This window comes from Nocardiopsis rhodophaea (genome assembly GCF_039530945.1).
Taxonomy (GTDB): domain Bacteria; phylum Actinomycetota; class Actinomycetes; order Streptosporangiales; family Streptosporangiaceae; genus Nocardiopsis_C; species Nocardiopsis_C rhodophaea.
This window is the reverse complement of record NZ_BAAAPC010000001.1, coordinates 212,195-233,109: the sequence shown is the minus strand read 5'-3', so window position 1 is coordinate 233,109 and position 20,915 is coordinate 212,195. Positions and strand designations below refer to the sequence as shown.

Genomic DNA, 20,915 nt, shown 5'->3' with positions numbered 1-20,915 from the left:
GAGCGGGCGGAGCACGCCCGGATAGCGCCGCGATAGGGCGCGGATGGGAAGGCGATGGCGGCTCCGGTTCGAGCGGATAGCGGCTGGCGGGAGAGTCGGTCGCGACCCAGTGTCCGCCGAATCATGAGGACTTCGATTATGACCAGAACCCAGGTCCACCCGGCACCGGGGGGAGGGACGTCGCCGGATGTCGCTGTGCTGAGCACGGTCGTCAAGCGCTTCGCCAATGCCAAGGGCGAGGAGTTCACCGCCGTGAACGGCCTCGACCTGCGGATCCGGCGCGGTGAGGTAGTGGCGTTCCTCGGCCCCAACGGCGCGGGCAAGACGACAACCATCGACATGCTCCTGGGGCTGACCCGGCCGGACTCGGGAAGCGTGGAGCTGTTCGGGCAGCCGCCCCAGCAGGCGGTGCGCGCCGGCCTGGTCGCCGCGGTCCTGCAATCGGGAGGGCTGCTTCCCGACGTGACCGTCGAAGCCACGGTCCACATGCTGGCCTCGCTGCACCCGGACGCCGACCCCGAGCAGTGCATGAGCCGCGCCGGAGTCAGCGACCTGCGGCATCGGAAGGTCGCCGAGTGCTCCGGCGGTGAGCAGCAGCGGCTGCGCTTCGCCATCGCGCTCCTGTCGCGCCCGGACTTCCTCGTCCTGGATGAACCGACCGCCGGCATGGACGTGGCGGCCCGGCGGGAATTCTGGGCCGCCGTCCGCGAGGACGCCGAACGCGGCATGACGATCATGTTCGCCACGCACTACATGGAGGAAGCCGACCAGTTCGCTGACCGCGTGGTGATGATCGACCGGGGCACGGTCGTGGCTGACGGCTCTGCCTCGTCCATCCGCGCCGCCACCAGCGGACGAACCGTGTCGGCGCTGCTCAGTCCTGACGAGGCCGCGGCATTGTCGGCGTCCCCCGGAGTCCGTTCCTGCACGGCGCGCGGCGACCGCCACTACTTCGACTGCGCCGACTCCGACGCCCTGCTGCGCGTGCTGGTCAACGAGACGTCGGCCGCGGAGATCGAGGTCGCACCGCGCAGCCTCGAAGAGGCCTTCATGGCCATCACCCATCAGGACCACAGCGTCAAGGAGGGGCTGCGATGACCGCCTTCACGGAGCCGAGCGCCCACCCTCGCACCTCGCTGCTGAGCGGAGTGAACTCGGCTTTCATCCGCCACGAGCTGCGGCGGCGGTTCAACCGCCAGACCACGATCTTCACCCTGCTGCTTCCGGCCGTCCTCTATCTCGCGCTGTTCCGCACCAGTCCGGACGGTGCGACGCTTCCGCACGGCAACTTCGCCGCGTGGATGATGATCGGCCTGGCCGTGTACGGCGCCGCGACGGCTGCCACGAGCTCCGCGGCCACCATCTCGGTCGAGCGGTCCGCGGGCTGGATGCGCACGATCGCGCTGAGCCCGCTCACCCCTCCCGGATACATCCTCGTGAAGGTGCTCGTCTCGGTAGTGATGGCCGGTGTGCCTGTGATCATCGTCGGGGGACTCGGGGTTGTCACAGGTGCGCGCGCCGATGCGGAGGTCTGGGTGGTCTCCCTGCTCGTCGCCTGGATCGGTGCGGCGGTCTTCGCCGCGCTCGGCATCGGCATGGGGCTGGCCCTGAAGCCCGACGTGGTCATGCACATGCCCGGGCTGACCATGACCGCGCTCGCCTTCCTCGGCGGCCTGTTCATCCCGCTCAGCGGGGTCATGCTCGACATCGCCCGGTTCACCCCGATGTACGGGGTGGCGACGCTCGCCCGCTACGCCCTCACGGACGGTTACTCGTTCAGCGGTGAGCACTCCAGCCTGGCGGGTGCCGTCTTCAACGTCGTCGCCTGGTTCGCCGGTTTCTCGTTCTTCGCGATCCGCCGGTTCGCCAAGAGCACGGGGCGCCAGTAACCGACGCCGCACGACCGGATCGCCGCCGACAGGCCAAGCGATGCGTACTCGACACACCAGGGGAATCGAACCTATGTTCGCGATCGTCGCACCCGGGCAGGGCGCCCAGACGCCGGGGATGCTGTCCGGCTGGCTCCGCGACCCGGCCCACGCCGAGCGCCTGCGGCACTGGTCCGGTGCCGCCGACCTCGACCTGGTCCACTTGGGCACCAGGGCGTCCGCCGCGGCGATCGCGCGGACCGAGAACGCCCAGCCCCTGCTGGTCGCCCATGGGCTGCTGGCCCACGAGGCGCTGGCCCGGGCGGTGCCCGAGGGAGCCGCGGTGGTGGCCGGCCATTCTGTGGGGGAGCTCACCGCGGCCGTGTACGCAGGAGTTTTGACCTCCACCGACGCGATCAGGCTGGCCGCGGTACGCGGTCGGGCCATGGGCGCGGCCTGCGACGCGGAACCCACCTCGATGGCGGCCGTGGTCGGTGGAAGCGAGCTGGACGTACTGGACCGCCTCGCCGAACTCGACCTCACCGCCGCGACGTTCAATGGCACGGGCCAGATCGTGGCCGCGGGGCCGGCCGACGGCATCCAGCGGCTGGCCGCTGCCCCGCCGCGCGGAGCCACGGTCAAACCGCTGCCGGTCGCGGGGGCGTTCCACACCCCCTTCATGGAGCCGGCACGGCAGGCCGTGGCCGCCGCGGCCGCCGCGACGCGGTTCGACCGGCCGCGCCAGCTCCTCCTCTCGAACGCCGATGGAGCGGTGCTCACCTCGCCCGAGGAGATCCGCCAGCGGCTCGTCGACCAGGTGGTGCGGCCCGTCCGGTGGGACCTGTGCCTGCGGGCCCTCGCCCGGATGCAACCCGGTCTGGCGCTCTCGCTGCCGCCGGCCCGGACGCTCGCCAACATCCTCAAGCGCCAGTACCCCGGCATCGCCGTCGTGCCGGTCAACGTGCCCCGGGACCTCGCGAAGGCCGCCGCACGGCTCGAAGCTGACACTGGGAAAGGAGAGCCCGCCCATGCTGGTGCCTGACCTGCTCCGCCGCCCGCGCACCGAGCGCGGTGACCATCCCGCCGTCATCGACGCCGACGGAACCCTCAGCTACCGTCACCTCGGCGCCCTGGTCGACCGGGCGGTCGGGTGGCTGCGCCTCCAGGGTGTCACCACCGGGCAGCGGGTCGTCTATGTCGGCGGCAATGACCGCGCCTTCCTCACCCTGTTCTACGCCACCCTCCGCGTCGGCGCGGTCTTCGTCCCGCTGCACCCCGAGCTGACGGACCTCCAGATCGGCGACATCGTCGACGACTGCGCCGCCACCCTGGCGATCTGTCCGCCCGCCGCGGGTGAGCGGGCCGGGCGCAGCGTCGACGCCGAGCGGTCCTGGCGGGAGGTCCAGCGCACCCCCGCCGACGGCTTCGCCGCGGCCGCCGCGGACGACAGCGTCGCGATGCTGATCTACACCTCGGGGACGACCGGCCGGCCGAAGGGGGTGGTCTGCCCCCACCGGCAGATGGTCGCGGCGGTCGAGGCGATCCACTCCCGCCTGCGATATCGGGCCGACGACGTGGTGCTGTGCCGACTGCCGCTCTCCTTCGACTACGGGCTTTACCAGGCCCTGCTGTGCGCACACACGGGCAGCACCCTGGTGCTGGCCCACCGCGGTCAGGACGTCGACCTGGTGCGGATCATCGAGCGGTACGGCGTGTCCGTTGTCCCACTGGTGCCCTCCCTCGCGCAGATCCTCACCCTGCTGCGACGCAAGCACCGCGGTCCCACCAGGGTGCGCCTGTTCACCAACACGGGTGCCCGCCCGAGCCGGGCGGTCATGTCCGACCTCCTGAACCTGTTTCCGGGGTCGGCCTTCGCCTCGATGTACGGCATGACCGAGTGCAAGCGCGTTTCGGTCCTGGACCCCGGCGAATACGCGGCGCACCCCGAATCGGTCGGCCGGCCGATCCCCGGCGATCACGTCCGGATCGTGGACGGTGGCAAGCGGACGCTCGGCCCCGGTGAGGTCGGCGAGATCGTCGTCTGGGGCGCCACGGTGATGGACGGCTACTGGCGGATCCCCCTCGACGCGCAGCACCGCTTCGTCCGCCGCGCCGACGGCTCACTCGAACTGCACTCCGGCGACCAGGGCTATCTGGACGAGGAAGGCCGACTCTACTTCGTCGGCCGCGACGACGACATGTTCAAGCGGCGCGGCATCCGCATGGGCCTGACCGAGATCGAGAACGCCGCGGAGCAGCTCCCCGGGGTGACCACGGCGGTGGCCCTGCGGCCCGAGACCGAGGACGGGCCGCTGCACCTGGTGGTGCAGAGCCGCCTGTCGCCGGAGGACATCAGCGCACACCTCGCCGCGCGGCTCGACCGCGCCCGGATGCCCGACCAGATCACCCGGCTTGACGCCCTCCCGCTGACCGCGAACGGCAAGCCGGACCGCGCGGCCGCGAAGCGCCTCGTCGAACCGCCGGCGGGCGCTCGCGGGACAACCCAGCCTCCCTTCGCACAGATGAGGACCACCCATGAACAAGTGTGAGTTTGACCAGCTCGTCGAAGAGATCTGCGCCGTCGCGATCCCGGACCCCCAGACGCCGCTCGTCGACCTCGGCGTCGACTCGCTCAAGACCGTCGCCCTGGTGATGGCCATCGAGGAGCGGTGCGGCGTCGAGATCGACCCCGAGGTGCTCGCCGACCCGGCACGCATCTCGCCGGCGGGGCTGTGGCACGTCGTGCGGGGACGGCTCGCCGGATCGCAGCCGACGAGCTCCGGGAGCTGACCCCATGTGGACCACCACCGGACCCGCGGCCGAAATGCCGCGCCTGTTCGAGCGGGGCAACGACGTCATCTCCTTCTCCGGAGGCCTGCCCGACCTGGACGTGCTCCCCCTGGAGGCGATCTCCGGGCAGCTCTCCCGCCTGGTGCGGCTGGGCGGGAGGTTCGCCTTCCAGTACGCCACCCCGCACGTCTCCACGGCCCTGATACCCGCGATCACCGACCTGATGGCCCGCGAGGGCGCGGGCGCCGCGCCCGAGAACCTGGTGCCCACCGCCGGCTCCCAGATGGGCCTGTTGGCCGTGGCGCTCGGGATCGCCACACCGGGGGAGACGGTGCTGTGCCAGTCACCCGCGTACCCGGGTGCCACGGCGGCCTTCCGAACCGCGGGCCTGCGCCTGTGCGCGGTCCCCGGCGACGCGGACGGCATGGCCCCCGACGGTCTGCGGGAGACGGTGCTGCGGCTGCGCGCCGAGGGGCACACCGCGCGGCTGCTGTACTGCAACCCGACGTTCCACAACCCGACCGGCCGGACGCTGCCCGCCGCACACCGCGTCCGGCTGCTGGAGGTCTGCCAGGAGCTGGACCTCCTGGTGATCGAGGACAACCCCTACGGCCTGCTGTCGTTCGACGGCCAATGCACCCCCGCCCTCCAGGGGACCGCCCCGGACCGCGTGGTGTACCTGGGGACGTTCTCCAAGGTCTTCGCCCCGGGGCTGCGCTGCGGCTGGATCGCCGCACCGGCCCGTCTGGCGCGGACCCTGCGCACCACCACCGAGGTCATAGCCCTGTCGCCCTCGGCGCTGGCCCAGGCGGCGCTTACGGCGTTCCACCAGCGGGCCGGGTGGACGGATCTCATCGACACCTACCGGCGCGCCTACCGGGAGCGCTGCGCGCTGATGGCCGACGCCCTGGAGGACAAGCTCGGCACTTCGGGGCCCTGGATGTGGGAGCGCCCCGACGGGGGCTTCTACATCTGGCTGCGGCACCGCGACGGCGGCGACACCGGCCGCTTCACCAGGGCCGCGACCGAACACGGCGTCTCCTTCGTCCCCGGCGGCCATTTCGGCGTCGATGGGGAGCACTCCGACGCACTGCGGCTGTCCTTCAGCCACGTTCCGAAGCAGCGCATCGCCGAGGGTGTCGCCCGGCTGGCCGCGGCACTGCGGGAGGGAGACGCACGATGACCCCCACCCTGGAGGCGTCCCGGCCCCTCGACTGGTCGGCCTTTGCCCCCTCCTACCCGCTCGGCGGCACGGACTGGCGTGTGTGGGGCATGGGTCTGCTCCGCAGTGCGGGGTTCCCGGTCTCCGGGCTGGATCGGCTCGGCGGACCGGGGGCGGCGCGGGCGGCGGCACTCCTGGAGAGCGGTACGGCCGACCACGACGCGTTCATCGCCGCCTACCAGGCCGACTGCGCCGCCGAATCGGAGCAGCTGGCCCGCATCGCCGCCGATGAGCGGGTGCGGATGGCCATCGCCTGGCAGAACCGCACGGTCTACCGTGTGCTGGACGCACTCGCGTCGCGGAAGGGGCCGGGTGCCAAGCGCCGGGAGCGAGAGCGCACGCTGGCCATGTACTGGGCGCGGTACTGCGGCAAGGCCGAGACGATCGGCTTCTTCGGACCGGCGGCATGGATCTTTGTGGGGCGCAGGCAGCGCGCGGTCGAGGTCGATCCCGGGACGTCTCTGATCGCGGACAGCCGGGTGTTCTTCGAACGCTGGATGATCGCCGAGCTAGGCGAGTGGATGGCCGACCAGCCAGAGGCCCGCTGGTGGTTCCCGCCGATGCTGCGGCCCGACGTGGCCCTCGTCGGCGACCGGCTGGCCATGCCGGGCGGCCGCTCGGTGCGGCTGCGTGACGACGAGCTCCATGTGCTGCGCCGGGCCGACGGCGAGCGGCACGGCCAAGCCATCGCGGACGCACTGGTCGCCGAGCGGACGTGGGATGCGGCGACCGCACGCGAGCGGGTCGAGCGGGCCCTGGTCCGGCTGCGCCGCCAGCGGGTCCTCACCTGGGACGCCAACATCCCCATCGACGTACGCGCCGAGGAGTTTCTGCACCGACGGGTGGCCGCCATCGGCGACCCGGAGCTGTTCGCGCGCTTCAACGCGGTCCTCGGGGAATTGCGCCGGCTGCGCGGCGAGATCGGTCAGGCGGCCAGTGCCGAGGAGCTGGCCACGGCGCTCGACCGGCTCGACGAGTTCTTCGTGGGCAAGACCGGGCGGTCGTCCTCCCGCGCGCCGGGCAAGGCCTACGCGGGCCGCACGCTGTGCTTCCAGGACTCCCTGCGGGACTGCCGGTTGGAGCTCGGGCGCGACTTCCTCGACGGTGTCTCCCGCCCCCTGGCCCTGGTGGCCCATGCCGCGGACTGGTTCGGCAACCGCCTGGCAGATCTGGTGGAGGCCCAGGTCGCACAGCTCGTCCGCGCCGCGGCGGCCCGCCACGGGGCCGTGGCCCTCGCCGACGTCTGGCCGCAGGTCCTCGGCATGTTCTGGGGGGACGACCCGGTTCCGGTGCGGACCGCGACCCGTGAGCTCGCCCAGAAGTGGCGCGAGGTCATCGACCTGGCCCCGGCGGCCGCGCACCCCAGGCGGGTGCGGCTGTCGGTCGCGGAGATCGAGGACCGCGCCCGCGCCGTCTTCGCCACGGGCGGATGCTGGCCCCACCTGACCGTGCACAGCCCAGACCTGCAGATCGTGGCCCCGTCCGCGGACGCGGTGAACGCCGGCGACCACACCGTCGTGCTCGGGGAGCTGCACGCCTGCCTGGCCACCCTCGACCTGCCGTTCCTGGAGTGGACCACCGACGGGGAGTCCCTCCGGGACAAGATCAACGCGGGGGTCGGCGCCGCACGGCTGGTGCCGCTTCTGCCCGAGAGCTGGCGGCGCAACAGCGGCCGAATGGTGCCCGCCCCGATCGGCGCGCGCGACCGGCTGATCGGCTTCACCCGCGCCCCGTTCCACGACCGCGGCCGGATCGATCCGGCCGCGGCCATCACCCTCGCCGAGGCCGACGGCACGGTCACGGCCACCACACCGGACGGACGCACGTGGCGCATCCCCGAACTCCTCGGGGCGCTGATATCGATCATCGCCGCGGACGCCTTCAAGATCGGGCTCGACCGCGCTCACGCCCCGCGGGTGACCCTCGACAACCTGGTCCTGTTCCGGGAGACCTGGCGGCTTCCGGTGAGCGGGATCGCGCTGTCCACCCGGGTGAACCGGCACCGCGACTACCTGGCCGTGCGCCGCTGGGTCACCGGGAACGGCCTGCCCGACCAGGCGTTCGTCAAGTTCCCCGACGAGACCAAGCCGTCCCTTGTGGACTTCACCAGCCCCGCGCTCGTGCTCTCCTTCGCCAACCTCGCCCGCCGGGCGCGCCGGATCGACCCCGACGCCGCCATGACCGTCAGCGAGCCCCTGCCGGCCCCGGACGACTCGTGGCTTCCGGACGCCGACGGCGAGCGCTACGTCAGCGAACTGCGGCTTCAGATCAGCAGAAAGGCGGCGGAATGACGGCTTTCGCCTCCGACGGCACGGCACTGGCGGCGCACCCGGTCCTCCCCCGGAAGGCCGGCATCATCGAGACGATTGGCGCAACCCCGCTCGTCGCCCTCGACCGGCTGTTCCCTCCGGCGCGGTTCCAGGTGTACGCCAAGTGCGAGCGCTTCAACCCGGGCGGCAGCATCAAGGACCGCGCGGCCAGTTCGATGATCGAGCACGCCCTTCGGACGGGCCGGCTCGTCCCGGGGGTGTCCACGGTCGTGGAATCCACCTCGGGCAACCTCGGCATCGCGCTCGCGCAGCTGTGCAACTTCTACCGGCTTGGCCTGATCTGCGTGGTCGACCCCCGCACCACCACGCAGAACGCCGCCATCATGCGCGCCTACGGCGCCCGCGTCGAGTCCGTCGGCCGCGATCCGGCCACCGGCGAGTACCTTCCGGCGCGGATCGACCGGGTCCGGCGACTGCTGGACAGCGTGCCGCACGCGTACTGGCCCAACCAGTACGCCAACGAGCACAACGCGCGAGCGCACCACGCCACGATGCGCGAGATCTGCCAGGCGCTGCCGGGCGGGCCGGACTACCTTTTCGTGGCGGCCGGAACCTGCGGCACTCTGCGCGGCTGCGCCGAGTACATCAGCGGCCACGGCCTCGGCACCAGCGTCGTGGCGGTGGACGCGGCGGGCAGCGCCATCTTCGGTCCGCCGGAGCCGTGGGAGCGCCGGTATGAGCGCATGATCCCCGGGCACGGCGCGGCCGTCGTGCCGCCCCTGCTCCAACCCGGGCTCGCGGACCGGGTAGTGAAGGTCGCCGACGCCGACTGCGTCCGCGGCTGCCGCCGCCTCCTGGCCCACGAGTCCATCCTCGCCGGCGGCTCGTCGGGCGCCGTCGTCTCCGCGCTCCACGACGCCGCGTCCTGGATCGAACCGGGCGCCACCTGCGTCGCGGTGCTTCCCGACGGGGGCGACCGGTACCTCGACACGATCTATGACGACCAGTGGGTCCAGGCGTTCTTCCCGGAGCTCGCCCCCGACATCCAGCACACCCAGTACCCCACACACACCCACGACGAAGAAGGAAGTGAGTCGTGAGAATCCTCGGTCGCGACGATGTCGGCGCCGCGCTGGCCGGCCTGGAGTCCACGGTGCTCGACGCGGTGCGCGGTGCCTACCTCCTGCACGGCGACGGCCACTCGCGGGTGCCGTTCTCCACGTTCCTGCGCCCGCCGCAGCCCTCGGGCTCGCGGGTCATCGCCCTTCCGGCCCACCTGGGCGGGCCGCATCCGGTGATGGGGCTCAAGTGGATCTCGTCTTTCCCCGCGAACGTCGAGCGGGGACTGCAGCGGGCCTCGGCCGTGCAGATCCTCAACGACGTGGAGACCGGATACCCGTCGGCCGTACTGGAGGGCAGCCAGGTCTCCGCCGCCCGGACCGCCGCCAGCGCCGCGCTCGCCAGCGCTGTGCTGCGCGGCGGCCGCTCGGTCCGCACGGTCGGGCTCGTCGGCTGCGGCACTATCAACCACCGCGTCATCGCGTACCTGGCGCTGACGCACCCGGAGATCGAGACCGTGGTGGTGCGGGACGTCGTCCCCTGGCGCGCCGAGGTCTTTGCCGCCGGACTGGCCGCCGAGTACCCGCGGATCGCCTTTTGGGCCGGCGACCTGGCCGAGGCGCTCGGCTGTGACACGGTGAGCGTCGCGACCACGGACTCCACCTACTGGCTCGACCTGGACGGGTTTCCCGGCGGCCCGGCCGGCCAGGTGATCCTCCACCTGTCGCTGCGCGATCTGAGCACGGGCTCGGTGCTCGGCGCGTACAACGTAGTCGACGACACCGAGCACGCCGTGCGCGAGCAGACCTCCCTGCACCGCGCCGAACAGCAGGAGGGGCACCGGGAGTTCGTCCACGCCGAGATCGCCGACCTCCTGGGCGGGCGGGTCCGCCCGCCGGAGACGGACGGCCCCGTCGTCTTCTCCCCCTTCGGCCTGGGCATCCTCGACCTCGCCGTGGCGGACGCGGTGCTCAGCGCCGCCGCCCGGCACGGGATCGGTACCGAGGTGGCCGGCTTCGACCCGGGTGGCCACCGCGTCACCGGCCCGATGGCCGACGAAGCCGCGGCGCGGAAGGCGGGGAGCACCGCATGAATGGAACCCCCTTCGCCGAGGGCACCCGGGCCCTCGTGACCGGCGCCTCGCGCGGCATCGGCGCGGCGACCGCCCTCGCCCTGGCCGAGCAGGGCTGCGACGTCGCCCTCAACTACCGTTCGAGCGCCGCGAAGGCTCAGCAGGTCGCCGAGGAAGTACGGGGGCGTGGCAGGCGTGCGCTGCTGCTGGAGGCGGACGTCTCCGACGAAGCCGACGTCACGGCCATGTACACGAAGCTGCGCGCGGAATGGGGCTCGCTGGACGTCGCCGTGCTCAACTCCGGGGTGACCGCCGACGGCCACATGGCCGCCATGAGCAGCGCGAAGTGGCAGCACGTCATCAGCACCAACCTCACGGGCGCCTTCCTGACCGCCCGCGAGGCGACGAAGCAGATGTACGCCACCGGTGGCGCGATCGTCTTCGTCGCCTCCACCAGCGGCATCGCCGGCCGGATCGGCCAGGCCAACTACGCGGCCAGCAAGGGCGGGGTGATCTCCATGGCCAAGTCGCTGGCCTACGAGGCGGCCCCACGCGGCATCCGGGTCAACGTGGTGGCGCCCGGGTTCATCGACACCGACATGGTGCAGAAGGTTCCCGCCGCGCGGATGAAGGACGCCCTCCAGGCGATTCCCCTCGGGCGCGTGGGAACCCCTGCCGAGGTGGCCCAGACGGCGGCCTTCCTGGCCAGCCCCGCCGCCTCCTACATCACCGGCAAGGTCCTCACCGTCGACGGCGGCATGATCCCCGGCTGACCTCCTCCCGCCCCCGGCGCATACGAACCTCCCCCCGCCCCTCCATTGGAAAGGAACACCCATGTCCGTCGCCGCTTACGAGGACATCCGCGCCCAGGCCGAAGCGCGGCTCATGAAGAACACGCGGGTCAAGTCGATGATCACCGACCGCCTCGGCCTAGACGTCGACCCGGACGTCGTGTCCGACAATCAGCCGCTGTTCGGCCGCGGCCTGGAGATGGACTCGCTCGACACCCTGGAGGTCGTCGTGCTGGTCAACAACGAGTACAACGTGCTGATCAGCGATGACGACTTCGAGGCGTTCGGCTCCATCAACGCCCTGGTCGACTTCATCGAAGCCCGCGAGGCCGGCGAATGACGGCCGCACCCGGGGGGTCCGCGAGCCCGGCGCCCGCGCGCCGGACCGCCGCCGGTAGGAACGCGGCCGAGACCGCCTACAGCTACTCGTCGGACGACATCAAGCGGATGCTTCCGCACCGCTGGCCGATGCTGATGATCGACCGCGCCTACGACGTCGTGCCCGGCAGGTCCGGGCGCGGGGTCAAGAGCGTCTCGGTCAACGAGCCGTACTTTGCCGGGCACTACCCGGACCACTCGATCATGCCCGGCGTGCTGATCGTCGAGGCGATGGCCCAGCTCGTGGCGGTGGTGTACGTGGCCGAAATCGTCGCGTCCGACGACTCCCCGGCCGGCGACCCCTCCGCCAGCGTCGGCTACCTGGGCTCCATCAGCTCCATGAAGTTCTCCCGCCTCGTGCGCCCGGGCGACCAGCTGCGGCTGGAGGCCACGCTGGGCCAGCGCCTGGGCGGGCTGCGGAAGGTGTCGGTGCGGGCCACCGTCGACTCGGAGGTAGCGGCCGCCGGGTCGCTGATTGTCACCACAGGGCGCACGGCGTAGCGAAGGAGGTGCCGCATGTCCGTCACGATCCGCCCGTACCAGGAGGGCGACGCGCAAGGCATCGCGGAGCTCTACAACCGGCATCGGGACAACCCCAACCCGGTCGCGGACGGCATCACCGGCGACGAGCTGGACAGCGAGCTGGCCGAGCGGGACACGGCCGCGTTCCTCGTGGCCGTGGACGAGGGGCGGGTGGTGGGCACCTTCGGCCTGTTCCGCAGCACCGGACGGCGCTCGGCTAGCGCCGGCGAGCTGATCGCCGACATGTTCTTCGTCGCCCCGGCCTACCGCAACGGCGTGATCACCGGGCGGTTGTTCACGGAGGCGGTCGAGTGGATGATGCGCTCCGGATGCCTCGTCCTGCGGCTCACCGTCAACCCCGCCAACACCGTGGCCTTCCGGCTCTACCGGCGCGTCGGGTGCGTCTGCGTCGGCGCGACCACGCCCGGCGAGGACGGCAACGTCGAGCTGCACAACTACATCCCGCTGATCCTACGGAGTGTGTTCGCGGACCTGGACGAGGGGGGCCGCGCGGCCCTAGGTGGGCTGAGTAGCTTCGGGGCCGTCACGGAGTCCCGGGACGACGAGCTGCGCTCCGACGTGCGCATGGCCGACGGCGTCCGCACGGTCGCCTACTGCCTGGCCCTGGGTGACTACCGGCTCGCGGCGAGCGTCGACGTCGACCGGGGAGTCGTCCGCGCCGCGGAGATCACCGGGCCAGGTGGCGCGAGCCGCTCGCTGCGGATCGTGGAGCCCCCCTACGAGGTGCGCCGCCCGCGGCGGGCGGAGCCGTACAGGTTCTCCGCCGGCGACCTGGCCTGCGAGGTGGAGGGCGACGAGGGGACCGTGCGCGTGTTCGGTGCGGGCCACCATGGTCCGCTGTTCGTTTCCACCTGGCCCGGACACCGCGCGGGCCCGTCGGCGGGCTGGCGCGAAGGCGAGCCGCGCGACCTGGAGGTCGTCGCGGTCGACGGCGGCGTCCGGATCACCGAGCGGCACGGCGGCGACGAGGTCGTCGGCACGGTCACCCTCTCCGAGGGGGTGCTGATCCAGGACTTCGCCTTCACCCGCCGACCGGGCCGGATCTTCCAGACGGTCGGGCTCCGCCAGGGCACGTTCGCCGTGTCCGGCCCGGGCGGCGACCTCAGACGTCCCCACCCCATCGGCCTGGGCGTCGGGGTGCGCGACTCCTCGGAAGTGGTCGCCGCCTCCCGGGTCGCCCCCGCTGGCACCGACCTCACCTGGAGCGGCTCCACGGCGGAGATCCGCGTGCCGGTGGAGCAGCCGGTCCGCCTGGTCCACAGCACCTTGCTAGAGCGACGGCTGGAGCCGGGGCCGGACGGGGTGGCCCGGCTGCGCACCGAATTCCGGTCGCGGAACACGCCCGCCGACCGCCCGGAGCGCACCGCCGAACCCCCGCCCTCCACCGAGGCGGCACGGCGGCCCCCAGGGATCCGGATGGACGCCGCCGCCGCGGGCGTCACCTCATGGTCGGACGGCACGAACAAGGTCCTGCGCAGCCCCTTTCCCCGCACCCGGTCCTTCGCCTGCAATCCCCGCTGGTCGGCGGGGATGTGGGTCACCGCGGAGCGCGGTCGGCTGAGCCGCGCGAGCGGCCTGGGCTGGGGCGTCCGCCCGAACGCGGAGTGGGTGGACAAGCACGACCTAGGCCTGTTCGCCCCGTCGTTGGGCATCAGCTGGGAAATCACCGCCCCGCACGACGGGGCCGGTGGAATCCGCGTCGACGTGCAAGCCCCCGGCGCCAACGAGGACGTCGTGCTCTGGGTCACCCCGAACACCCAACCCCGGACCGCCGTCCTGGTCGACTCGGCCGGCACACACTGGGAGCTGGACACCGCGGAGTTCCGACAGGTGTGGGCCTCCGCAGCCGCGGTCCGGCTGTCCGACGGCAGCTGGCTCGACTGCCGGCCGGCCGGCGCCGGGGCGGACGCGGCGGAGGTGGTGCTCCGCGCCACCGCCTCGGGCCTCCTCATCGGCTGCGTCTGCGCGGCACGGCGGCCGCGGGGCGCCGAGGCTGCCTGGCACCTGGCCGTCCACAGCGAACCCCGCCTCTGAAACCGCGCACGCCCACCCCCCCGATTCCCCGCGTTCACGACCGAACACCCGAACTGTGAAAGGAAATCCCCACACCATGACCACCACGACCGGCGACGCCTCCCGTACGCGCGTTGACGACTACGCCACCCTCCGCACCACCGTCGGCGCCTACCGCGTCACCGCGCCGCTCGTGCGGATCTCGGGTGATGAGCGGCTCGTACTGCTGGACCGCTTCGCGGCCAAATCCAGCGACTTCGTGGAGCCGGACACCGTCCGCGAGGTCCTGTCCCTGAACACCGACGGCTCCCCGTTCGCGATCCTGCTGCACTTCGAGATCGGCGACGAGTCCTGGCTGCTGCCGCGCACCCCGGTCACCGCCGAGGAGCTCCGCGGCTACCTGGACGGGCTGGGTGCTCCCGACGGCGTCACCGTCGAGGTCGAGCCCGAGGGCTGGGGCGCTGCCGCGTTCGAGGGACCGACCGCCTGGTCCGTTGCGGCCCGGTTCACCGACTTCGACATCTCCGGCCTGACCCTGCACGCCATCACCGAGTCAGCGCTGCCCCAGGACGCGACGGCCCTCGCCCACCTGGCGCGCGTTGGGACCACCGGCGAGTACGGCTACCTGCTTTTGTCCAACGCGCCGCGGACCGCGTACGAGGCCGTGCTCGCCGCCGTCCGCGATGAGGGCGGAACGGAGGTGGGCGGCGAAGGGCTGGCGCGGGTCCAGGCCGAGGCCGGAACAGCCTTGTACTCAGCCGGCTTCGCCGGGCTGTCGGTGAACCAGGCCGACCTGTCCTGGATGGTCGACTGGGAACGGCTCGGTGCGTTCCGCGGATCCGACGACCTGGTCAAGCCGACCGCCGAGACGGCCAGGCTAACCGCGCTGTCCGCCGCCGCGGGCAGCCGCTACGCCGTCGGCGCGAAGGTCACCGCCGCCGGGCACCCGGTCGGCACCGTCGTCTGGCAGGCCCCCTCCGCGAACCCGGACGAGGAGCTCGTGTTCGCCTTCCTGGACGCCCCGTTCTGGGCGCCCGGCCTCGAACTGTCGGCCCAGGACGAGGAGGGCGCCGAGCGTCCGCAGCGGACCGTGACCCTTCCCCGCGTCATCGCCCGGTCGCTCACCACGAGGATCTCCTGATGGCCGCACCCAGCATCGTCCTCACCGGCCTTGGGCTGATCACCGGCGCCGGCGACGACGTCGAGAAGAACTGGTCGTCCATCGTCGCCGGGGCGTCCGGCATTCGCACCAACAGGCTCTTCGACACCGGGGAGCTGCTGACCGACTGGGCGGGCATGGTCACCAGTCCGCAGGCGCCGGAGCTCGACCGCTGCTACAGCCTGGCCGCCACCGCGATCCGCGAAGCCCTGCGCACCAGCGGCCTCGACCTGGCCGCAGTCGACCGCGGCCGGGTGGCGGTCGTGGTGGGCTCCAGCCTCGGCGCTATGCCGACGTTGGAGGACGTCCACCGGGACCTGGTACACGGCCGCGGACTCGACGTGCGGCGGGCGGCGGCCTCCCAGCTGCCGTGCGTGGGTGACTACATCGCGGCCGAGTTCGACCTGCGCGGACCGCGCGTGGTGCTCTCCAACGCCTGCGCCGCCAGTGCCGTGGCCCTGGGCTACGCGGCGGAGCTGCTGTGGAAGGGCGATGCCGACTACGTGGTCTGCGGCGGCGTCGACCCGCTGGCCTCGCTCTCAGCCTACGGCTTCAGCGCCCTGGGCGCCCTCGACCCCGAGCCGTGCTCGCCGATGTCGGCCTCGACGGGGCTGACCCTCGGGGAGGGAGCCGGGTTCATGGTGGTGGAGTCGGCGGACCGCGCGGCCGAGCGCGGTGCGCACGCTCTGGCCGAGCTCAGCGGGTACGGCCTGTCCTGCGACGGATACCACCAGACCGCCCCGGACCCCAGCGGCAAGGGGGCCTGCGCAGCGATGGCCCAGGCCCTGGCCACGGCCGGTCTCGGCCCGGAGGAGGTCGACTACCTGAACCTGCACGGCACCGGCACGCCTGCCAACGACGCTTCCGAACCCAAGGCGCTCAAGCTGCTGTTCGGTCCGTCGATCCCTCCGGCCAGCTCGACCAAGTCGATGCTCGGCCACACCCTTGGCGCCGCGGGCGCCGTGGAGGCGGTCGTCAGCACCCTGGCGATCGACCGCGGCACCCTGCCGCCGACCGTGAACACGCGCGGCGCGGACTCGCCGTTCGGGCTGGACATCGTGCCCGGCGTCGGCCGCGCGGGCGGCCCCGACGTGGTCCTGTCGAACTCGTTCGCCTTCGGCGGCAACAACGCGTCGGTGGTCCTCAACCGGCCGGGCCGCCCGAGCCCGTCGCCCCGGCGCACCGCACCGGTCCGCGGCGTCGTCGTGACCGGTGCGTCCGGACTGGCGGGTGCGGCGGCGAGCACCGCCGAACTCGCCGCCGCTCTGGCGGAGGGGCGGCCCTGCTTCGACGGCGTCGAATACGTCGAGGGGATTGGGGAGGTGCCCGTCGGCCGCGTGGATGTCACGGCCGCGACCGGAAAGCTCAACCCCAGCCGCGCACGGCGGATGGACCCGCTGAGCCGGCTCGCGACCGCCGCGGTCGCCGACCTGTACGCCCGGCACGGCACGCCTTCGCGGGCCGAGGCCGAGGCCACCGGGATCGTGTTCGCCACCGGCTACGGGCCGGTGACCTCGGTGCTCCGGTTCCACGAGGGCGTCCTGCGGCAGGGCATCACCGGCGCCAACCCCTCGCTGTTCGCCAACACGGTGGTGAACGCGGCGGCCGGGCACGTGGCCATGCTGCACCGGTACCGCGGATACACCGCCACCATCGCCAACGGCGGCACCAGCTCCATCCTGGCGCTGCAGCTCGCGGCCAGGGTCATCGCCCGGGGCGCCGCCGAGCGGATCATGGTCGTGGTCGCCGACGAGTTCCCCGAGCAGGCCCTGGCCACCCAGGCCCGCCTTCCCGGCTACGCCCGGTCCGCGCGCGTGGCGCCGGGCGGACGCACCGGCATGGTGCTCAGCGAGGGCGCCGCGGCGATCCTGCTGGAGAGCGAGGAGGCGGCCGCCGCCCGGAGCGCGGACGTCCTAGCCAGGGTCGCGGGGTTCGGTGCCGCCGGCGAACCGGCCGGCATCGGCCGCATCGGCCGCGACGGCGGAGCATGGGCCCGCGCCCTGCGCGCCGCCATGGCCGAGGCCGGAGCCAGCCCCGAGGGGATCGGCACCGTGGTTTCGGCGGCGTCCGGCTACGGCCTCGTCGACCTCGCCCAGGCACGTGCCCTGGAGCTGGCCGGGCTGGCCGACAGCCCCGTCGTGGCGCCGAAGGCGCACCTCGGGGAGACCTACGGCAGCGCCGGTGCCCTCGGCCTGGTAGCCGCGCTCAGCGGCGCGGCGCCGCACGGCCGACTGCTGCTGTCCAGCTTCGCCTACGGCGGCTCCTACGCGGCGGCCGTGTTCGACACGGTGTCGTGATGGGCGGGTTGATGAGTCCGCCGCCGGACGCGGCGGCCCGGGACCGCTCCGGACGCGGGGCGGCGGCGTGCCGGCGCCGTGCGGGGGGCACGCGGGTGATCGACTGCCTCCTCACCCGCCACACCGGGCTGCCGCGGGACCACATGGGCCACCGCCTGAGCCGATCGGGCCGCGCGCTGATCATCGAGGCGGCGGCGCGCGTGTACGGGCTCGATCTCACCGGACGCGACCTTGCCACCGACGAGCACAGGCGCTGGCTCCTGCCGGAGCACGGCCGCCACGCCTCGGTGGCGCACTGCGCCGACTTCAGCGCCGTCGCCTTCTCCACCGGCCCCAGGGTGGGGGTGGACCTGCAGGACGAGCGGGACCGGCCCGGGGCCATGCGGTGGCTCGGCACCCTGCTGGGACAGCCGCGACCGGCCTCGATCCGCGATTTCGCCGAGTGCGAGGCGCTCATCAAGGCCTCCCACCTGACGAAGGAGACCTTCGCCGGAGTCCGGCTGCCGCCCTGGCGGCCCGACTGGCGCCCCACCAACGTCGGGCCGTACCAGGTGCGGTCGGCCGCCCTGGGCCGGGGCATGCACCTCGCCCTCGCCGCCGACGAGGCCGCCCCCGTGCGGTGGTGGCGGCAACCCGACCGCACCGCAGACGCCGTCCGCACCGAGACCCTGACCTTGGAGACCGCATGACAGCGAGCGCGAGTGCCGCTCGGCCCGCACGTCCCTACACGCGCCGGATCTCGCCGATCGAGCGCGGCTACCTGAACGCCGCGGCGACGGGCACCCCGCAACTGATTCAGATGGTCCTCGACGGCGAGGGGTGGATCGACCCCGACGCCCTTCAAAAGGCGGTGCGGGCCGCCACCCTCGCCACCCCGGGACTCGCCGTGCGGCGGCGGGCTGCGTCGTGGCGGGCCGACGGCCCCTTCCCGCCGGTCGTCGGCCTCCCCCGCGCGCCCGGCTTCGACGCCTCCTTCTTCCACCGCGACCTGGACGTGGTCACCGGTCCCGTCTGCGAGGTCGGCGTCGCGGAAGGGGACGTGACCCGGCTGGTGGTACGGGCCAGCCACATCGTCACCGACGGCCGGGGACTGCGGCAGTGGATCGCCGACGTGTTCCGGGTGCTGCGCGGCGAGGAGCCGATCGGCGCCGCCTCCATGGTCGACGACACCCACTTCCGCGCGGCGGCCGGGAAGGTGCGGGCCGCGCCGCAGCCGCCGCGGCTCGGCGGCCTGCCGCCCGTCCTCGGCCGCGGGCGGCCCGACGGCACGCCCCTGTGGACGCGACGCAGGGTGCGCGCCTGTCCGTCCGCGGTCACCGCCCGCGTGGCCGCCGCCGTCTCCCGGCACCTGGCCACCGGTTCGGGCCGGGTGATCATCCCGGTGGACCTGCGCCGCCACGACCCCGCAGTGCGCTCCACCGCGAACCTCACCTCCCGGCTCGTGCTGGACATCCGCCGCGACGATGACTGGAAGCGGCTGCACGGCCAGATCGTCGGCGCCCTGCTGCACAAGCGCGACGTGGCGGTGCTCGACGGGGACTTCCTCCGCGGCAACCCCTTCGCCAACAGCCTGCGTGAGGCGCGGGAGCTGGACGGCACCCGCTTCCCCGCCACGGCGATCATCACCGACCACGGCCGGATCGACACCGACGACTACCGCACCGAGCGGTTCCGGCCCACCGGCTTCTTCACGCTGCCCATGCTCGTGCCCTACGCCGAGATGTTCCTCAGCGCCTGCCGCATCGGCGACGCGACCGAGCTGACCCTGGCGTGCCGCGCGCGCCCGGGCGCGCGCGAGGCCGGCGAACTGCTCCTCGACGACGTCGAGCGCGCGCTCGCCGCAGCGGACTGACCCGGCTCACCCACGTTCGACTTCGTAAGGATGCGCTCCCAAATGCCGACGACCAACCAGACTAACGAGGGCGCGCCGCGCCGCCCCGAGGACTCCGAACTGGCGGCAGAGACAGCGGACACCTCGGCCGCGGGACAGACCGACGCGCCCGCCGCACCCGCCGCGCGGAGCCCCTCGGCCGTCACCACCGCCGCGGCCATCACGGGCGGGTTCCTCGCCCTGCTCGACACCACCATCGTGAACGTGTCCCTGGAGGACACCACGGCCCGTTTCGGCGCCATCGACCAGGTCCACTGGGTGGTGACCGCCTACCTGATCGCCCTCGCCGCCCTCATGCCGGCCACCGGCTGGCTGGCGACCCGGTTCGGTGCCAAGCGCGTCTTCATCGGCGCGACCGCGCTGTTCGCCCTCGGGTCGGCGGGCTGCGCGTTCAGCCAGACACTGACCGAGCTGATCGCGGCGCGCGGCCTGTCCGGGGCCGCCGCCGGGGTGCTCACGCCCGCGTCGACCATCCTTCTCACCAGCGGTGTCCCCCGCGAGCGCCTGGGCCGCGTCCAGGCGCTGAACGGCAGCGTGATGCTGATCAGCCCCCTGCTGGGGCCGACGATCGGCGGGCTGCTCGTCGCCGCCGGGGGGTGGTCCGCGGTCTACGCGGTCAATATTCCGCTGTGTGCCGCCCTGCTGTTCGTCACCGTGCGCTGGGTGCAAAAGGACGCCCCCGCCGACCGCGGCGCCCGGCCGCTGGACGTGGTGGGGCTGCTGTCCTCCGCCACCTGCACGGTGAGCACCGTGCTCGCGATCCACGGGTTCGCTGGCCACGGGCTCACGGCGCGGACAGACCTCCTGCTGCCGCTGGCGCTCGCCGCGGCGAGCGGCGCCGTGTTCGTCGTGCGGGAGCTGCGTACCCGGTTCCCCCTGCTCGACCTGCGGCTGTTTCGCAGCCGCGTGTACACCATGGCCGCGGTCAACATCCTCTGCCTGGGGTTCATCCTCTACTCTCCGATGGTTCTGGTGCCCCTGTACTTTGAGAGCGCCCGCGGGGAGACGGCCGTGACGACCGGACTGCTGATGTCAACGGGGGGCGTCGGCGTGGTGGTCGCCGCGTGGTTGAGCCGTGTTCTGATGGCGAAGGCGGGTGGTGGCGCCACGGTGGTGATCGGGATCGTGCTGACCATGGCCGCGACCGTGCCGCTGACCAGGCTCGCGTCGGACACGTCGTACGCGCTGCTGTGCGCCAGCCTCGCCGTCCGGGGCCTGGGCACCGGCCTGACCATCGTGCCGGCCATGACGAGGGCGTTCCAGTCGATCCGGCCCGACTCCATCGGCGACGCCTCCTCCCAGCTCAACCTCGTCCAGCGCATCGGCGGCGCCGTGGCGGTCGCCGTGGTGACCGTTGTACTGCAGCAGGCGGCGCACGACCGCCACGGGCTGGTGCCGGGCGCCTTCGCGCACTCGTTCACCTGGCTCCTCGGCGTCTACGCGCTCACCCTCATCCCCGCTCTGGCACTGTTCGCGGCGGACCGCAGGGAACAGCGCCTGGGCGGAGCAGGTACCTGACCTCCCGACGGACGGCACCGGCGCGAGGGGTGGGCGCGGCCTCC

The 20,915-nt window shown here is 72.8% G+C and carries 18 protein-coding genes; all 18 read left to right on the top strand.

What is annotated here, in order from left to right; translation table 11 throughout:
- The first annotated feature begins 138 nt into the window (after window positions 1–138).
- The 18 genes from ABD259_RS01075 (at window position 139) to ABD259_RS00990 (ending at window position 20,871) form a co-directional block, all read left to right on the top strand.
- Window positions 139–1,098: an ABC transporter ATP-binding protein gene (locus tag ABD259_RS01075; protein ID WP_344107118.1), complete on the top strand. Its 960-nt coding sequence runs from the start codon at window positions 139–141 to the stop codon at window positions 1,096–1,098.
- Window positions 1,095–1,889 carry an ABC transporter permease gene (locus tag ABD259_RS01070; protein WP_344107117.1) on the top strand — a complete coding sequence of 265 codons (795 nt, stop codon included), beginning with the start codon at window positions 1,095–1,097 and terminating at the stop codon, window positions 1,887–1,889. Before ABD259_RS01075 ends, ABD259_RS01070 begins: the two co-directional genes overlap by 4 nt.
- 73 nt (window positions 1,890–1,962) lie before the next feature.
- Complete coding sequence (locus ABD259_RS01065; protein ID WP_344107116.1) at window positions 1,963–2,910, top strand: ACP S-malonyltransferase; 948 nt, start codon at window positions 1,963–1,965, stop codon at window positions 2,908–2,910.
- Complete coding sequence (locus tag ABD259_RS01060; protein WP_344107115.1) at window positions 2,897–4,417, top strand: class I adenylate-forming enzyme family protein; 1,521 nt, start codon at window positions 2,897–2,899, stop codon at window positions 4,415–4,417. The genes ABD259_RS01065 and ABD259_RS01060 overlap by 14 nt, the downstream gene beginning before the upstream one ends.
- Complete coding sequence (locus ABD259_RS01055) at window positions 4,404–4,658, top strand: acyl carrier protein (RefSeq protein WP_344107114.1); 255 nt, start codon at window positions 4,404–4,406, stop codon at window positions 4,656–4,658. The genes ABD259_RS01060 and ABD259_RS01055 overlap by 14 nt, the downstream gene beginning before the upstream one ends.
- Before the next feature lie 4 nt (window positions 4,659–4,662).
- On the top strand, window positions 4,663–5,841 hold the full coding sequence (locus ABD259_RS01050; protein ID WP_344159494.1) for an aminotransferase-like domain-containing protein: 1,179 nt from the start codon (window positions 4,663–4,665) through the stop codon (window positions 5,839–5,841).
- Complete coding sequence (locus tag ABD259_RS01045) at window positions 5,838–8,171, top strand: lantibiotic dehydratase (protein ID WP_344159491.1); 2,334 nt, start codon at window positions 5,838–5,840, stop codon at window positions 8,169–8,171. The genes ABD259_RS01050 and ABD259_RS01045 overlap by 4 nt, the downstream gene beginning before the upstream one ends.
- On the top strand, window positions 8,168–9,250 hold the full coding sequence (gene sbnA, locus ABD259_RS01040) for a 2,3-diaminopropionate biosynthesis protein SbnA (protein WP_344107110.1): 1,083 nt from the start codon (window positions 8,168–8,170) through the stop codon (window positions 9,248–9,250). Before ABD259_RS01045 ends, sbnA begins: the two co-directional genes overlap by 4 nt.
- Window positions 9,247–10,302 carry a 2,3-diaminopropionate biosynthesis protein SbnB gene (gene sbnB / locus ABD259_RS01035; RefSeq protein WP_344159488.1) on the top strand — a complete coding sequence of 352 codons (1,056 nt, stop codon included), beginning with the start codon at window positions 9,247–9,249 and terminating at the stop codon, window positions 10,300–10,302. The genes sbnA and sbnB overlap by 4 nt, the downstream gene beginning before the upstream one ends.
- Window positions 10,299–11,054, top strand: a complete 756-nt coding sequence (fabG, locus tag ABD259_RS01030; protein ID WP_344159485.1) for a 3-oxoacyl-ACP reductase FabG — start codon at window positions 10,299–10,301, stop codon at window positions 11,052–11,054. The genes sbnB and fabG overlap by 4 nt, the downstream gene beginning before the upstream one ends.
- A gap of 61 nt (window positions 11,055–11,115) precedes the next feature.
- On the top strand, window positions 11,116–11,412 hold the full coding sequence (locus tag ABD259_RS01025) for an acyl carrier protein (protein WP_344159481.1): 297 nt from the start codon (window positions 11,116–11,118) through the stop codon (window positions 11,410–11,412).
- On the top strand, window positions 11,409–11,951 hold the full coding sequence (fabZ, locus tag ABD259_RS01020) for a 3-hydroxyacyl-ACP dehydratase FabZ (protein ID WP_344159479.1): 543 nt from the start codon (window positions 11,409–11,411) through the stop codon (window positions 11,949–11,951). The genes ABD259_RS01025 and fabZ overlap by 4 nt, the downstream gene beginning before the upstream one ends.
- 15 nt (window positions 11,952–11,966) lie before the next feature.
- The gene (locus ABD259_RS01015; protein WP_344107104.1) at window positions 11,967–14,027 is read left to right on the top strand and encodes a GNAT family N-acetyltransferase; all 2,061 of its coding nucleotides are present in this window, start codon (window positions 11,967–11,969) and stop codon (window positions 14,025–14,027) included.
- Window positions 14,028–14,103: 76 nt separating this feature from the next.
- On the top strand, window positions 14,104–15,147 hold the full coding sequence (locus ABD259_RS01010) for a hypothetical protein (RefSeq protein ID WP_344107102.1): 1,044 nt from the start codon (window positions 14,104–14,106) through the stop codon (window positions 15,145–15,147).
- Entirely contained in the window at window positions 15,147–17,462 is a 2,316-nt protein-coding gene (locus tag ABD259_RS01005; protein WP_344159476.1) for a beta-ketoacyl synthase N-terminal-like domain-containing protein, read from the top strand. Before ABD259_RS01010 ends, ABD259_RS01005 begins: the two co-directional genes overlap by 1 nt.
- Before the next feature lie 11 nt (window positions 17,463–17,473).
- Window positions 17,474–18,151 carry a 4'-phosphopantetheinyl transferase family protein gene (locus tag ABD259_RS01000; RefSeq protein ID WP_344107100.1) on the top strand — a complete coding sequence of 226 codons (678 nt, stop codon included), beginning with the start codon at window positions 17,474–17,476 and terminating at the stop codon, window positions 18,149–18,151.
- A complete protein-coding gene (locus ABD259_RS00995) occupies window positions 18,148–19,314 on the top strand; it encodes a hypothetical protein (RefSeq protein ID WP_344159473.1) in 1,167 nt (388 codons plus the stop codon). Before ABD259_RS01000 ends, ABD259_RS00995 begins: the two co-directional genes overlap by 4 nt.
- 42 nt (window positions 19,315–19,356) lie before the next feature.
- Window positions 19,357–20,871: a DHA2 family efflux MFS transporter permease subunit gene (locus ABD259_RS00990; protein WP_344159470.1), complete on the top strand. Its 1,515-nt coding sequence runs from the start codon at window positions 19,357–19,359 to the stop codon at window positions 20,869–20,871.
- The last annotated feature ends 44 nt before the right edge of the window (window positions 20,872–20,915 follow it).